Raw genomic sequence first — 14,137 nt, forward strand, 5'->3', positions numbered from 1 at the left:
CAGCGATGCGCCGGGTGAGGGCGCTGCTGATCGCGGCGGTACTCTTCTCCGCCTTGACCTCGGCGGCTGCGGCCGCGAGGCTGACGGACAGCTCCGCCGTCCGTCAGGGACACACGACGATCGGCAGACGCGGAGGGCGATCAGCATGATTCGGCGTACGGCGGCAGCCGCCGTGGCGGCACTGACGGCGGCGGCGATGGTCTGCCTGCCCGTCGCTTCGGCGGCGGCGCCGGCGCCGGCGAACAGTGACGAGGTGTACGCGGCCCTCGGCGTCAACCAGGTGCCGGCCGACTATGTGGTGATGGTCGACGTGTCCCGGTCGATGCGCGACGGCGGCCGGTACGACCAGGTGCGGCTGGCGCTGCGATCCTTCCTGGCCGCGCTCGCGCCGGACGACCGGGTCGCGCTTGTCACCTTCGCCGATTCGGCGCGGGTGGTCCACGACGGGCCGGCCGGCCGTGCCCCCGACCAACTGGTGGCGAAGCTGCCCAGAAGCGCGGACGGGCGGTACACGGACATCGGCGCGGCCGTCGAGACCAGTCTCCGGCTGCTGACTCGCGGGGATGCGCCGCCGATCGCCACAGTCGTCCTGCTCACCGACGGGCGGCACGACCCACCCGTCGGCAGCGCGTACCCGTTCGAGCAGGGCTACGCCTGGAACCAACTCACCCGGGCCGGCCGGTCGCTGACGAAGACGTCCCTGACGGCGTACGCCGTGCCGTTGACCGGCTCGACGGGTGCGCCGCTGCTGGCCCGGGTCTACCCCGGCACCAGGCTGCTCGCGCCCACGGCGATCGACCGGTTGGGCGACCAACTCGAACAGCCGAAGGCGTCGGCCCGCGCGGCGAAGGCGCGCAGTGTCCTCGGCGACGACGCGTCCCGGGGGGTCCAGGTCGTCTGGCCGGCTGGCGCGGGGCGGCTGGGGGCTGGCCGGACCCGGCTGGAGGTCCGGCTCCGATCGGCAAGCAGCAGGGTTCCGCTTGTCGTCGACCACCTCGTCGTCCGCAGTGACCGGCCCGACGTGCGGGTGTCCGTGCCGGACGGGCCTGTGGAACTGCCGGCCGGCGGCACCGCTGTCGTTCCGGTGACTGTCGAGTGGGACGCCGGCCCTCGGCGGGTGGCGCCGCTGGCCCGGGTCACGGCGGACGCGGCGTTGACGCTGGACGGTGAGGTCGGCTCCCCGTGGGCCGGGGTTCTCACCGATGAGCTGGGCGTGGACTTCGCCCCACGGCTGGACGGCGGCCCCACCCGGGGCACCCTCTCGGCCCAACGCGGCAGCATCGGGTGGTGGTCCCTGGGCGCGGCGCTGCTGGCGGCGATGGCAGTCGCCGGGTGGTGGGGCCGCGGGAGGCGGCGGCGACCGGCTCTCGCCGGCACCCTGCGTCTGCGCGACGCCTCCGGCGCCGAACGTGACCTGGTGCTCAGCGGCCACCGCACCGCCATCACCGCGGACTCGACAGGGCTGCCCGGGTACGGCGAGGTGACCGCGCGCCGGCCCTCCGTCGGGGCGTCCGAGGTCCGGTTGGTGATCGGCTACTCCCGGGACGGCTCGGCCGCCGCCCGGGAGGTCGGCACCTGTGGCCCGGACGAGACAGTCGAGCTGGGCGGTGTCGCCTTCACCTGGCGCGGCACGGCACCGGTGGCCTCCGCCGCGAGAAGCGGCCTGACCGGGCCGTCGCGGTGATCGGCGGCCCGGCCGAGGCGGGCGTCCCGGCAGCTCCGGGCCCGGGCGCGGCGGTTCCGCTCGGCGACGGCGACCTCCTGGCCCTCGGCGAGTTGGTGCCGGCCGATGGTCGTGGCCAGGGGGACGACCGGCCGATCGAGCCGATCCGCGTACGGTGCGGGCGGCCGTTGTTGTATCCCGTGCCCGGCGAGGACCTGCCCGTGCACCTGCGCCGCCGCGCCGAGGCCACCGGCCGGCGGTACGTGGGGGCGCTGTTCGCCTTCGACCTCGACACCCTGCCACGGCGGCAGCGGTACTCTGCCGCCAGGTTCGAGGTGATCCTGACCGACCCGGCGGCCCTCGCGGTACGCCTCGACGGCGACGGCGGGACGCTCGGCCTGAGCTGGCCGGATGCGCTCGCCGAGCCGACTTCGGCGACGGCGGTGCACGCTGTGGCGGCGGCCCGGGCTCGGCCGGGCTGGCTGGCCCGACTGGCGAGCCGGGCGCGATCGCCCCGCGCCCACGTCTTCGGCATCCACCGCCACGAGTTCGGCTGGGTGTACGAGGACCCCCGGGGGGACCTGCTGGTGCCCCGCGCGCACGGCATGCACGCTCTGTTGGAGCTGCCGCCCGGTGTGACCCGGGTCGCCGGGGTGCTCGACGTGCGGGTGCGGGTGACGGGTGGGCGCGACCCGTACAGCGCGGGGCTGCGCGAGTCGGTGACCTTCGACGAGGCGCTTGAGGATGGCGGGGCGGCCGAGGGCGCGGCGGTCCGGCTCTGCGTGGCCGTCGACGTCACCGGTTACAGCCGGCGCAGCACCGCCGGCACCGAGCAGGTTCAGCGCGATCTCGTCGAGCTGATGTCCCGGGTCCGACAGGGCGCTGGCGTACCGGAGTCGTCAGTCCGGCCCCAGCCGCAGGGCGACGGCCAGTTCACAGTGCTGCCGGCCGGGATCGACGAATCGGTGGTGATCTCCCGCCTGGTCGCCGGCCTGGGTCGGCAGTTGCGTGCGCTCAACGCCGGCCGGTCGGTGGCGGAGCGGCTGCGGATGCGGGTGGCGCTGCACCGGGGCCTGGTGAAGCCCGCGTCGAACGGGTGGGTCGGGGTGGCGGCGATCGCGGTGCACCGGATCCTCGACAGTTCGCCCCTGCGCGACGCGATGACCGCCCGTCCGGCCGTCGATTTCGTCCTGGGCCTTCCGGACGTGCTGTTCGAGGACGTCATCCGACATGCCACCGAGCCTCCGCTGGCGGCGGACTTCACACCGGTCACAGTGGAGTTGCCGGCGAAGGGTTTCGTCGAGCACGGCTGGCTGCACATCGGACCCGAGGAGTCAGTGTGAGCACGCTCTACGCCCTGCTGGTCGGCATCGACGCGTACCGTGCGCCGACGGTGTCCGACCTGAAGGGTTGCCGGACCGACGTGGTGGAGGCGCGGGCCTTCCTGGAGACCCGGCTGGCGCCCGGCGTCGCCCTCGCACCACTGTCGCTGTACGACGGCCAGGCGACCCGGGCGGCGGTGATCGAGGCGATCCGGTCCCACCTGGGTCAGGCCGGCCCGGCGGATTCCGTCCTGTTCTGGTTCAGCGGTCACGGAGCCGAGGCGCCCGCCCCCCAGTGGTGGTTCGAGGAGTCGACGGGCATGCTGCAAACCCTCGTCTGCGCGGACAGCAGGGACGGCGAGGTGCCCGACCTGCTGGACAAGGAGCTGTCGATCCTGCTCGACGAGGTCGCCCGGCGGGCCGGGCACGTGGCGGCGGTCCTCGACTGCTGCCACTCGGCGGGTGCCACCCGCGAGCTGCCGGGCAACCGCGAGCTGCCCGGCACCCGCGCCCGGATGGCGGTGCCGATGGCCGCCGCGCCGGTCCGCGAGTTGCTGATTCCGGAGCTGCTGGTCGCGGTGCCCGGGCAGGCGCACGCTCCGGAGCACGTCGCGTTGGCCGCCTGCCGGTCCGACGAGCTGGCACAGGAGATGAGGCTGGGCGGCCGGCGGCGGGGTCTGTTCAGCTGGGCTCTGCTCAACGCGCTCAGCCGGCTGGGCCCGGCGGCGACGTACCGGGATCTGCTGGCCGCGGCACAGACCGAGGTGGAGCAGAACGCCTACCGGCAGGTGCCGCAGCTGACGCCGGCCCACCTGGGGATCGCCGACCAGACCTTCCTCGGCGGCCCGTTGGCCCCACCCGCTTCCGGCCTGCTGCTGCGCTGCGCCCGTCAGGGCTGGGAGGTCGACGCCGGCAGTTGTCACGGCCTGGCCGCCACCGCCACCGACGAGATCCGGCTGGCCGTGGTGGGTGAGGTCCCGGTCCGGGAGGTCCGTACGGTCCAGGTGCTCGCCGAACGGAGCCTGGTCGAGCCGGTCGGCTGGCAGCCCGATCGGGACCGGCAGTACCGGATGGTGCTCAGCCGGGTGCCGCTGCCGGCCACCACCGTCCTGGTGGGCGGCCCGGACCAGGACCCGGCCACCGCCGCGACAGTACTGGCCGCGCTGGGCTCCGGCGGCCCCGGCGGCGGGCCCTCGCCGCACCTGCGCCCTGTCGATCCGTCGGACGCGGACACCTCGCCGGAGCTGACGGTGCGGGTTCCGCGGCGCGGGCTGGCCATCGTGCTGGACCGTCGCGGCACCCCGCTCGCCGGGGAGTTGACCGACATCCACCGGGACGGGGCGCGGCAGACCGTGCAGGTCCTGGAGCACATCGCCCGGTGGCGACAGATCCGGGAGCTGAACAATCCGGTCACCGGCCTGGCCGGCGCGGTGACGGTGGAGGTGGTCGCGGCACGACCGGGCGAGCGCGTCGCGCCGTTCGACCGGCCGCCCGTCACCGCCGACACCGACGGTGTGCTGCGGCTGCGCTACGAGTGGGGGCCGGGCGGCTGGACACCGCCGACCATCTTCGTTCGCCTGCACAACCGCAGTGACCGCATGCTGTTCTGCGTCCTGCTGGATCTGACCGAGCGGTTCCGGGCGCATGCCGAGCTTTTCCCGGGCAGCTTCGTCGCCCCCGGCGGCCGGGCCGCGGTCCTGCGGGGACGCCGAGTCGTGGCAGCCCTACCACCGGGGGAGGCGGTCGAGCCGGGTGCCCGGGTGCGCGACTGGCTCAAGCTGGTGGTGGCCGAGGAGCAGTTCGGTCCGGCGCCCTTCGAGCTGCCGGCGCTCGGCGTGCCGCGCGGTGTCGACCGTGGGCCGCTGGCCGTTCGGGGGTTCCTCGACCGGATCGGGCGTGCGGTGCAGCATCGCGACCTGGTGGCATCCGCCGAGGACGGCGCGTACGACTGGACGACGGTGACAGTTCCTCTCGAGGTGGAGGTGCCCCGGAGCTGAGCGGGCGGGTCAGAGCCCTCGCAGCACCATGGCGGTCCGATAGGCCGGGTCGGTGAGGTCCAGGTCGGTGCGCCCGGCGAGGGCAGCCGGCAGCAGGGTGGGCGCGATCCGTCCCGGGTCCCGAAGCCGTCGGCCCACCGCCCGGACGGCCGCGGCGGGGCGTAACCCGCCGCGTACCAGTTCGGTGTGCAGGAGGGTCAGCATCAGCGTGGCAACCGGGCGGGGGACCGGCCGGACCCAGTCGACAACGGCGGTGAACCCGGCGGTCAGCAACGCGTCGGCCAGCGGTGCGGATTGCGCGCCGACGGGTGGCAGGACGGCCAGCCCGCCCTCGGCTCCGGCCCGGCCCGCCTGCCCGGTGATGGCGGCGGGTGTCAGTGTGGCCGGCCCGGCGAGGGCCAGCGCACCGTCGGCGTCGACGTCGCAGTCGAGGTGCAGCATCGACGCGTCGAGGTGGGCGAGGACGTCGTCCGGGGTGCCGGGGCCGTCGGCGCCCGAGCCGACCCGGCCGAGGACGACCGACCGTGGGTAGAGCCGGCGAAGCCGTTCCACCTCGGCCGGGCCGCGTTCGCCGCGCGGATCGCTGACGAGCACCGGCGCCTCGGTGACCCGCATCGGCACCCGCCGGGCCAGCTCGGCCGCCTGTTGGGCCGAGCTGACCGCGGAGACCACCACCTGGTCGTCGTCCGGCAACGGGCCGCCGACGACGGCGAGCCGGTCGGGTAGGGCCTGACCGGGCCCGACGCTGTCGAACCGGCCGGTCTCGGTGTGCAGCAGCACCATCCCGTCCGCCCTGGGCCAGCCGAGCGCCGCGACCCGGACGCCGTGCAGCGCCGCGGCCACCGGGGCGAACCTGGCGCGCAGGGTCGCGCCCAGCCGTCCGGCGGGGTGGCGTTCGTCGAGCAGCCCGGCCAGGTCCACGGCGAGTGGGACGACGCCGGACGGCTCGGCGGGCAGGGCGTCCGTGGCGGCCAGCAGGTGCGCGGCGGCCGACCGGACGTCGTCGTCGGTGTCGCCCCAGCCGCCGTCGGCGTCGTCCCTGCCGCGTAGGTACAACGCCACCGCCAGGGTGATCCGGTCCTGCGCGGTGGCCGCGACTCCCGCCGCGTGGGCGACCGAGCTGGCCAGCCCCACCAGGTCGTCCACCAGCCCGACCTGCGGGGCCGAAGCGCCGGGGCGCAGCAGAGCCGCGAGAGCGGTGTCGAGTTCACCGCCGCCGAGTCGTTCTCGGAGAGCGCGGCGCAGCGTCGCCGGGTCGGGCGGTGTCGCCGCCGGCCGGGGCGTGGGTACGAAGGTCTCCTCGACGCGGTCCGGCACTGTCACCACGGCGAGAGGGCGGTCCAGCGGGTCACCGGTGGCCTGGGCGGACAGGTCGAACAGGGAGGGCATCGCGAGCCCGGCCCCGCCCTCCATCCGCTGCTGCATCTCCTGCATCTTGGTCATCAACCGCATCATCGGCCCGAGATCGAACGGCGCGGCACCGCGTTTCGGCGCAGCGTAGAAGTCCCGCATCGCCTCGGCCAACTCCAGCATGACCGTCGTGGCCTCGGCCACCTCGGCGCCCAACTGCTCGGCGTTTGTCACCTCGCGGAAGCACTGCACCGCCCGCTCGGCCTCGGCCAGCGTGGCGGGGTTCGCCGGAGCGCCGCTCAGCCGCTCCGCCAGGTTTCCGCCGGCGAGGCTGCGCGCCAGCCCGTTGACGTAGAGCTGACCGAGGGCGAAGCGGGCGATGACCGGGAAGACGGGTGGCAGCCCGACCGTCGCGATGGCCTCCTCCAGCAGCTTGATCGCCTGCTCCCGGTCCTTGTCCGGGCCGCCGTGGGCAACGTGCCGTGTGCTCAGTAGCCAGCCCAACTGGGCGGCGATCTGGGCGCGCAGCGGGTCGCCCGCTTCGAACATGCCGTGCGCCTCCACCAGGCAGCCGATCGCCTCGTCGAGCGCCGGCCGCCCGCTCACCTGGCCGGGGCCGATGCGCCAGTAGCGGTCGGCCAGGATCTGGGAGAGCTCCATCAGGGGGCGGACGCGGGCGGGCCCGGTCGTCCGGGCCAGCTGATCCCGCAGACGCCTCTCCTTGTCGTCGTTCACCATCGGCCCCTCTCGTCCTCGCGTTGTCGCATCACTGCCCCCAGTGGACAAATCCGGCCCAGGCCGTGACATGGGAGAGCCCGTCCTGGTCCAGATGCCGGCGCAGCGGCTCCGGCATGCCCTCCGGAATGGGCCAGTCCGGCCCGAGCATCCAGCTCTGCGCCTGCCGCAGCGCTTCCCACGCGGGCAGCCCCTTCGTGATCAGGTGGTGGTGGAACATGTACATCAGCACCGAGGTGGCCCGGTCGGGGATGGCCCACTGGGTCGAGAGCACCGACCGGACGCCGCCGGCGAGAAAGGCGGTGCCAAGGCTGTACGCCTCGTCGTAGCCGCTGATCGCCTGACCCGTCCGGCAGGCGGCGAGCACGATCAGCCCGATGGCGCGCTCCGGGGAGCGGGAGGTCAGCTCGACCAGCTCCTCCGCGCTCAGCCGTCCACCGCCGGCCAGCAGCAGGTAGGAGGTGGCCGCCGCCGGGTCGGTGTTGATGACGCCGTGACAGGCGAGGTGCAGCATCCCGCCGACACCGGCGTTCGCACCGGTCAGCCAGGCCCGCACCTCGTCGGCGCTGCCGGGACCGGATCGGCTCGGCGACCCGTCGGGCCGCCGGCCCACGTACCGGCCGCCGGGATAGAACGACCTGTGGATGGCGTACGCCTCCACCCGGGCCGCGGTCAGGTCCGGCGCCTCGCCGCCCGGGTCCGGATCCCCGACGACCAGGCCGACGGGCGTCGGCGCGACCGGCGGGAGCGCCGCCGAGTGGCAGAGCATCCGGGCCGAGGCGGCCTGCGAGATGGCGACCAGCCGCACCGCGTACGTGCCGTCCGGCCGGCGGGCCGCCTGCCACGGGATCCGGGCCAGTTCGCCCATCGGCACCAGGATCATCCGGGGTGGTCGCCCGGTGCTCGGGCGGGGGAGGGTCGGCAGGTACTGCTGCACGAGTGGGCCGATCGCCGCCCGCCACGCCCAGTCGCACATGACGTCGAGGCTGCCGGCGAAGTCGTCGGGGTCGTCGGGGTCGTCGAGCGCGGTCAGGTCCCGCTCCGGGTCGGCGATGACCGCGTCGCGTCGGACCAGGGCCGTCAGGTAGCGCTCGACGTCCAGGTCGTCGAAGAGATGCAGGTTGGGCAGGGGCAGGTAGGCGGGTGGGCCCTGCGCGGGTGCGATGACCGCGTAGCCGGGCACGGGTGCCGTGCTCGGCACCAGGTAGACGAGCATGTCCGCGTCCACGGTGTGCAGCGCGGCCCGGATCTCGCCGAGCGTCGGCGCGTCGAGCAGTGCCCCCGTGCTGCTCTGCTCGGTGAGCACGGTGAGCACCTCGCGACGCAGGTCGATCGGGGCGTCCTCCGCCGCGCCGGACGCCGTGGTCGTCCGCCAGCGCGACGCGAGGTCGGGTCGGCCGGCGTCCTCGAGGCGACCGGGGATCTGCCGGTTCTCGGTCGCCGCGTAGAGGGCCAGGCCCCGGCCCGCGTCGAGTGCCCGGATCGCGCTGGCCGGATCGTGGAACACCAGGCACTGGCGGGCGACGTCGACGGCGTCCTGTGCGGCCCGGCGGGCGGCCGCGTTGGCCGCCCGCAGGTCGGTCTGGAGCAGCACCCGCCAGGAGTGCTCGCGCAGGCCCTCGACTGCGACGGCGTGTGGGTCCGCCACACCCGCGTGCCGTCGCCGTACCTGTGCCAGCAGTTCGTTGATGACCGACCACAGGGGGTGCGCCGGCCCGCCGGCCAGCCGCTTCGCCCGCCCCAGCACCTCGTCGGCCTCGACCGCGTCCGACACCCTGCCGGTCACCTCGCCCCGGGTCACCAGCCCGAGCGCCAGGCCGACGAGATGGGAGGTGAGGCGGGGGTCCTCGGGTGGGGCGATGTCCACCGCCGTGCGGAAGTGCGCGACGGCCTGTTCGACACGGGCCGGATCAGTCCCCTCGCCGAGGCCGAGCATCGTGCCGGCGATCCCGGCGTAGTGCATCGCCCGGTCGCCGGGGGAGAGGTCGGGCCGTTGCGCCACGGCGGTCATGGCGGCGAGCTGTTCGTCAGTGGCGACGACGACCGACCCCGTCTCGTCGACGTCCTCGCGAAGAACCGCGGCCAGCGGCATCAGCATCGGCTCCAGCGACAGCACCGACGCCCGCAGCGGATCCTCGGCCGGCAACCGCTGCACCGTCTCGCGGAGCAGGCCGAAGGCCGGCCGGAAGTCGCCACCACTGTGGTGCACCGTCACCAGGTCGGTCAGATTGGCGAAGGCGTCACCGAATGTCGTCAGCGCCGGGTTCTCGGCCAACGCCTCGCGGACCCGACGGGCCTCGTCGGGCAGCCGTTCCATCGCGGCCTCGTCACCGTCCTCCATGGCCCGCAGGAGACCGACCATGGTCCTCATCATGTCGAACAGTGGTGCCACAGTCGGGTCGTCGCCGACACTCGGCGCCAGGGCGAGGAGGGAATCCACCTCGGCGAGCGTGGCCCGCGGGTCGGCATCCTCACCCTCGATCCCAGCGCGCAGCACGGCCATCACCCGGCCCGCGACCCGCACCATCGGCCACTCCGGAGTGGCGGGTGGCGCCTCCTCGGCGATCTCGAGAAGCCTGTCGATCTGCCGCAGCCGGCGGAGGTCCGCCGTTTGCCCGCCACCGACCAGGGCGGCGAGCAGGTCGGCCGCCAGGACACCCCGGACGGTCAGGTCGGCCGGCAGCCGGTGCAGGTCCTCGACCGCCGCGTCCAGGTCACCCCGGCCGAAGGCCGCGCGACTGATCGCCACGCACCGTTCGGTGATGTCCGCTGCCCCGTCCAACCGTGTTCCTCCCGTTGTCGTCCGCTGACTACCTCACCTGACGGACTGCGGATCGACGTGGCGTGCCGGCGACCGCTCTGCCGGCGCTGGTTGTTACGCAGGGCAGCACTGTGGTGACTGTCGTTGCTATCTTCGCCTGATGAGTCGCAAGGGGCGGGGTGGCGGCCGGTTGAAGCGGCGGCCGGTGTCTGAGGAGGAACGCGCGAGGGCGGTTGAGGAGTACGGTCAGGCGGTCGGTCGCCTGCGACACTCGGCCTTCCGGAACCTCCGTACCTCGACCGCAAACGTCGCGATCTTCTTCGGGGTGGTGTCGGGCTGGATGATCGTGACCGGCGACGCCGAACCGGCGACGCTCGTGCCCATGTCGGTGTCCATCCTCGGCGGCGTGCTCGGGATATCCACCTATGCCGTGAGGCGGCAACCTCTCGCTCGGCACCTACTCATCGGCACGGTCGTGCTTGCCGTGGTGGGCTTGGCTGGCACAGTCATCGCATCCCAGGTGTCACAGTGACCCTCGTCGTGGAGCCCACAGCCCTGGCTGGCTTCGGAGGGCAGGTCGACCGGGCGGCCGGCGACGTCGGCGAGATTCGTGGTTACTTCCACCGGTACGCCGAGGCTGGCACCGGCGGGGAGGTGTACAACGTCGCCAGGGCCGGCCACGAACACGCCGTGAGCGTCATCGACGCCGTGCTCAAACGCCTGGCCGGTCTACTGCAAGCCTCGGCCCCAGAACTGACCGCCGCTGCCAACTACTACCGCACCACTGACCTGAACGCTGCCACGTCTCTGGACCGTGCTCTCCCGGCTGCGCCCGACCGGTGTATCACCCAACTGGAACTGGAAATAGCCGACAATCCCTGCACCCCGGCCAACTTCATCGACGTCCGCGACACCATGTGGCACCTGAAGCTGCCCGGTGAGCCCGGCAACCCCGCGAACGCGCTGGCGTTCATGGACTTCCTGAGCCCTTCGGCGTGGGCCAACATGGCCTTCGACACGGTGTTCGGCTTCGACCCGATTGGCGAGATCCAGAATCGTGTCTTCGGTGACTGGGAAGCCCTCGCGGTCATGGCACCCGTCGTCGGCAACATCGGCGGTGCGCTGCACGACATGGCCTACAACGTCCAGTCCGGGGCCACCACCCTCCGCGGCCAATGGCAGGGCACTGCCGGCGAATCCGCGTTCCGCTACTTCACCACCGCCGCCAACGCCGTCTCCGACCTGAGCGGCCCCCTGGAGGCCATCAGCCAGGGATACAAGGAAATGGCAGACGCCGTGTGGGCCACCGGGGAAGCCCTGGGCGGCACCATCAAGGCCTTACTCGACGCCGCCATCATCGCCGGCGTCAGCATCGCTGCCGGAACCGCCACCTCCTACACAGGTGCCGGCGCCCTCGCCGGCTACGGGCTCGCCGCCCTGGAGGTCGCCAACATGCTCCGGCTCTGGGGTGCCGCCACCAACCTCTGCCAGAACCTCTCCGCGGTCGTCAACACCTTCCGCGCCATGCTCATCCGCGAACTCAGCAACCTTGACACCGTCGCACTACCGTCGCTACCGAACGGCCGACGTTACGACCACCCCCTCGCTGGCCTACCCGCCTAGCCATGAGCGACCTGGACGACATCGCCGCCGGCGACCCCCACCGGAGTCAAGCCCTCCGCGACGCCCTAACCCGCCTCGCTGACGGACCCAACGACCTCCTACGGGAGATGGCCACAGCCGTCCTCAACGCAGAGATCAGCCTCCGCGACGCCGTCGCGGCCGATACCTACGCCGCCGAACTAACCAAGCCGTTCCATGCATTTTGGGTGCAATACGAGCAGATGACACCCGAGGAACGCGAACACCTGGCGGCCCAAGGCCCAGCCGGCCCCGGCCAGACACACCGTTGACGCCCTCTCCGCACACGCGAGCGCGGGCGGGTGGTCATCCGACTGTTGAATCCAGTGCCCCGCGGTGTTCAGACCTTTTTCTCGACGTCTTTCCGGGCGCGGTCGAGCACCCATCCAAGAAACCGTTCGGCGTACGCCGCGGGCTGGGGATCCAGACCCAGCTTGAAGGCATCCGTCAGTGCCTCTACCGCCAGCAGGTGCATCAACCGCCCCAGGCCGTCGAAGTCACGTTCCCACTGCCGCAACAGCGACAGCCGCGCAGGCGAGCACGGCCACAGGGCACCGCATGTCGTGCAGCGCCAGTGCGGGCATCCGGGGTGGTGCGGCCGGGGGCGTATCCGTCGCGCACGCGAGCGCGGGCGGGTGGTCACCTGACGCGCGCCGGGGTGCGGCGGACGGGCTGGCGGATGCCGGGGGCGGCAGTCGGGGCGGCCTCGATGAGCTGCACGCCCTCGCGCCGGACGTACAGCTCGCGCCGCGCGACAGCATCGCCCTTCTCGCCCAACTCGTACCCGTCGAGCCAGACCCAGCCGTCGTACGTGACGTGATCCAACTCCCGGATAACCCGAACGATGATCGGGCGGAAGAACTGAACGCTCGCGGTGGTGGTCAGGCGGACCAGGTCGCCACCGCGCAAGCGTGGCCCGGTCATGCGACAGCCCCCGACGGGCGCCAGCGGGATTCCGGTACGCGGTTCCGGCGCTCGATCGGCGGCACCGAGGGCGGCCCGACCGGGACGATGGTCCCCGGTGGCCACGGGACCGGCGGCGGCGTGGGCCTCGGTTCGGTCTTCGGCTCCGGCTTCGGGCTGTCCGGCATGTGCTCCCCTTCGGTGGGCTTGGGGGGCCGCCCCGTGAGCGCTCGCCCACGGGGCGGCCCCGGGGCTGACACCGCCGCCGGGCTGCGCCTCCACCAGCGGTGCCGCTTACCCGACACCCTGCCGTCTTGTACTGGGACGATCACACGCCGTGCGCGTATGCTGACGGGACGTTTGGGACGTCCTTAATGGAGGCGTAGTGAACCACGTCTTAATTGCCGCGATGAGTGAGGCGGGGGAGACCGCCGAGAGCCTAGCTGGGCAGGTGGGGGTAGATCCGAAGACCGTTCAGCGGTGGGTCAACCCCGGGCGTACGCCGCGACCCCGCCAGCGCGCGGAGGCGTCAGAAATTCTCGGACGGAGTGTGGAGGATCTATGGCCGGACGTTCTTAAGCGACGCGCACCCGTGTGGTTCCGGCGCTGGGCGGACATCGAGCGTGAAGCGGCGGTGCTGCGATGGTTCGAACTCGCGTGGATTCCGGGGCTCCTACAGACAGAGGCGTATGCGCGGGCGACGCTGGCACTGGCGACGCCCAACCCCGATGAGGTTGACGAACTGGTGAACGCGCGGGTGCAACGGCAATCGATCCTCCACCGGCCACAGCCCCCGCTTGTCGTTGTTGTGATCGATGAGGCAGCCCTCCGGCGACGCGCGGGCCGCGACGGCAAGCTGATGCGCGAGCAGTGCGAGCACATCGCGGCGTGTGCCGAGTTGCCGTGCGTACAGGTGCACATCGTGCCGGTCGACACGCCGATCTACCTTGGCTTGGGTGGCCCCTTCATCCTTGCTGAAATGCCGACCGGCGCGCGGGTGGCGCACCAGGACGGCCCGGCTAGGGCACACATCACCGACGATGCGACCGAAGTTGCTAGCCTGGAACGCAGGTGGGCGCGCATAGTTGGCGAGGCCCTACCCCGGGCGCAATCACTCGACCTCATCAGGAAAGTGGCAGCATCATGGACATGACCGGCGCACAGTGGCGCAAGAGCACCAGAAGTGGGGACAACGGAGGCGCGTGCGTCGAGGTCGCTGACAACATGCCGGGCGTGGTCCTTGTCCGCGATACGAAGGACCGCGACGGCGGGACGCTGGCATTCAGCCCCGCCGCGTGGCGGGGTTTCGTCGCGATGGCGCGGGACGCCGGCTGACCGACGACACCGCGAAGGCCCTCGGCGCAGGTCGGGGGCTTTTGCGTGCGTGGGGCACTGCCACCTGCGGCAGGTCGCGATCAACCTACGCGCCGCCAGTGGTGCCTCGCCGTCGTCCTCCTAGCGTCACGGGAGTTGCAAGCGCGACTCGGTGTGAGCCGTGCTCGCGTGTGCCGCGCTGCCGCACGTTCAGGTGCGCGTGGTGCCGGCTGACCTGACACGCCGACGTATCTCGGTCGCGGCGGCCCGTTCACCACGGTCGAGATGCCCGACGGCGCTCAGTTGGCGCATGTTGACGGCAAGGCCGTTGCGTTAGGTGGAACGGCTGTTCGTCGACCAGCACTGCCTCGCCGATCATGGAGTTGTGGTGGGTAACAGAACGCCCGTAAAACCCCCAAAGTCGGCACCACAACTCCATGATCGCCAAGCC

Annotated in this window: 12 protein-coding genes; 8 read left to right on the forward strand and 4 right to left on the reverse strand. The window is 72.6% G+C overall.

The features are described 5' to 3' along the window. The first annotated feature begins 145 nt into the window (after window positions 1–145). The 3 genes from AB0A95_RS34135 to AB0A95_RS34145 are packed head-to-tail and all read left to right on the forward strand — an operon-like array spanning window position 146 to window position 4,982. Window positions 146–1,684, forward strand: coding sequence for a vWA domain-containing protein (locus AB0A95_RS34135; protein ID WP_357559892.1), 1,539 nt, complete (start codon window positions 146–148; stop codon window positions 1,682–1,684). Further along, window positions 1,681–3,006 (forward strand): hypothetical protein, encoded by a 1,326-nt coding sequence (locus AB0A95_RS34140; protein ID WP_357559893.1) that lies wholly within the window; start codon window positions 1,681–1,683, stop codon window positions 3,004–3,006. The genes AB0A95_RS34135 and AB0A95_RS34140 overlap by 4 nt, the downstream gene beginning before the upstream one ends. Then, entirely contained in the window at window positions 3,003–4,982 is a 1,980-nt protein-coding gene (locus AB0A95_RS34145; protein ID WP_357559894.1) for a caspase family protein, read from the forward strand. Before AB0A95_RS34140 ends, AB0A95_RS34145 begins: the two co-directional genes overlap by 4 nt. 9 nt (window positions 4,983–4,991) lie before the next feature. Here AB0A95_RS34145 and AB0A95_RS34150 read toward each other — a convergent pair whose 3' ends face one another. After that, on the reverse strand, window positions 4,992–7,070 hold the full coding sequence (locus AB0A95_RS34150; RefSeq protein WP_357559895.1) for a hypothetical protein: 2,079 nt from the start codon (window positions 7,068–7,070) through the stop codon (window positions 4,992–4,994). 28 nt (window positions 7,071–7,098) lie between these two features. After that, window positions 7,099–9,849 (reverse strand): CHAT domain-containing protein, encoded by a 2,751-nt coding sequence (locus tag AB0A95_RS34155; protein WP_357559896.1) that lies wholly within the window; start codon window positions 9,847–9,849, stop codon window positions 7,099–7,101. A 184-nt stretch (window positions 9,850–10,033) separates the two neighbouring features. On the opposite strand from AB0A95_RS34155, the gene AB0A95_RS34160 reads away from it, so the two are divergent. Genes AB0A95_RS34160 through AB0A95_RS34170 form a run of 3 tightly spaced genes read left to right on the forward strand, consistent with a single transcriptional unit; the run spans window position 10,034 to window position 11,741 of the window. Then, a complete protein-coding gene (locus tag AB0A95_RS34160) occupies window positions 10,034–10,360 on the forward strand; it encodes a hypothetical protein (RefSeq protein WP_357559897.1) in 327 nt (108 codons plus the stop codon). After that, entirely contained in the window at window positions 10,357–11,451 is a 1,095-nt protein-coding gene (locus tag AB0A95_RS34165) for a hypothetical protein (protein WP_357559898.1), read from the forward strand. Before AB0A95_RS34160 ends, AB0A95_RS34165 begins: the two co-directional genes overlap by 4 nt. A 2-nt stretch (window positions 11,452–11,453) precedes the next feature. After that, a complete protein-coding gene (locus AB0A95_RS34170; RefSeq protein WP_357559899.1) occupies window positions 11,454–11,741 on the forward strand; it encodes a hypothetical protein in 288 nt (95 codons plus the stop codon). A 68-nt stretch (window positions 11,742–11,809) separates the two neighbouring features. Here the strand turns inward: AB0A95_RS34170 and AB0A95_RS34175 are convergent, their stop codons facing one another. Then, window positions 11,810–11,986 carry a hypothetical protein gene (locus tag AB0A95_RS34175; protein WP_357559900.1) on the reverse strand — a complete coding sequence of 59 codons (177 nt, stop codon included), beginning with the start codon at window positions 11,984–11,986 and terminating at the stop codon, window positions 11,810–11,812. A 122-nt stretch (window positions 11,987–12,108) separates the two neighbouring features. Next, entirely contained in the window at window positions 12,109–12,393 is a 285-nt protein-coding gene (locus AB0A95_RS34180) for a hypothetical protein (protein ID WP_357559901.1), read from the reverse strand. A gap of 364 nt (window positions 12,394–12,757) precedes the next feature. Between AB0A95_RS34180 and AB0A95_RS34185 the strand changes: the two genes are divergently transcribed. Beyond that, a complete protein-coding gene (locus tag AB0A95_RS34185) occupies window positions 12,758–13,525 on the forward strand; it encodes a helix-turn-helix transcriptional regulator (RefSeq protein WP_357559902.1) in 768 nt (255 codons plus the stop codon). Beyond that, window positions 13,516–13,707: a DUF397 domain-containing protein gene (locus AB0A95_RS34190; RefSeq protein ID WP_357559903.1), complete on the forward strand. Its 192-nt coding sequence runs from the start codon at window positions 13,516–13,518 to the stop codon at window positions 13,705–13,707. The genes AB0A95_RS34185 and AB0A95_RS34190 overlap by 10 nt, the downstream gene beginning before the upstream one ends. Window positions 13,708–14,137: the final 430 nt, after the last annotated feature.

The sequence above is a fragment of the Micromonospora sp. NPDC049230 genome (assembly GCF_040647875.1).
Taxonomy (GTDB): domain Bacteria; phylum Actinomycetota; class Actinomycetes; order Mycobacteriales; family Micromonosporaceae; genus Micromonospora.

Excerpts from the sequence above, each read along its gene's own strand:
- AB0A95_RS34135 (WP_357559892.1), top strand. The coding sequence starts at position 146 with ATGATTCGGCGTACGGCGGCAGCCGCCGTGGCGGCACTGACGGCGGCG.
- AB0A95_RS34150 (WP_357559895.1), bottom strand. The coding sequence starts at position 7,070 with ATGGTGAACGACGACAAGGAGAGGCGTCTGCGGGATCAGCTGGCCCGG.
- AB0A95_RS34170 (WP_357559899.1), top strand. The coding sequence starts at position 11,454 with ATGAGCGACCTGGACGACATCGCCGCCGGCGACCCCCACCGGAGTCAA.
- AB0A95_RS34180 (WP_357559901.1), bottom strand. The coding sequence starts at position 12,393 with ATGACCGGGCCACGCTTGCGCGGTGGCGACCTGGTCCGCCTGACCACC.
- AB0A95_RS34190 (WP_357559903.1), top strand. The coding sequence starts at position 13,516 with ATGGACATGACCGGCGCACAGTGGCGCAAGAGCACCAGAAGTGGGGAC.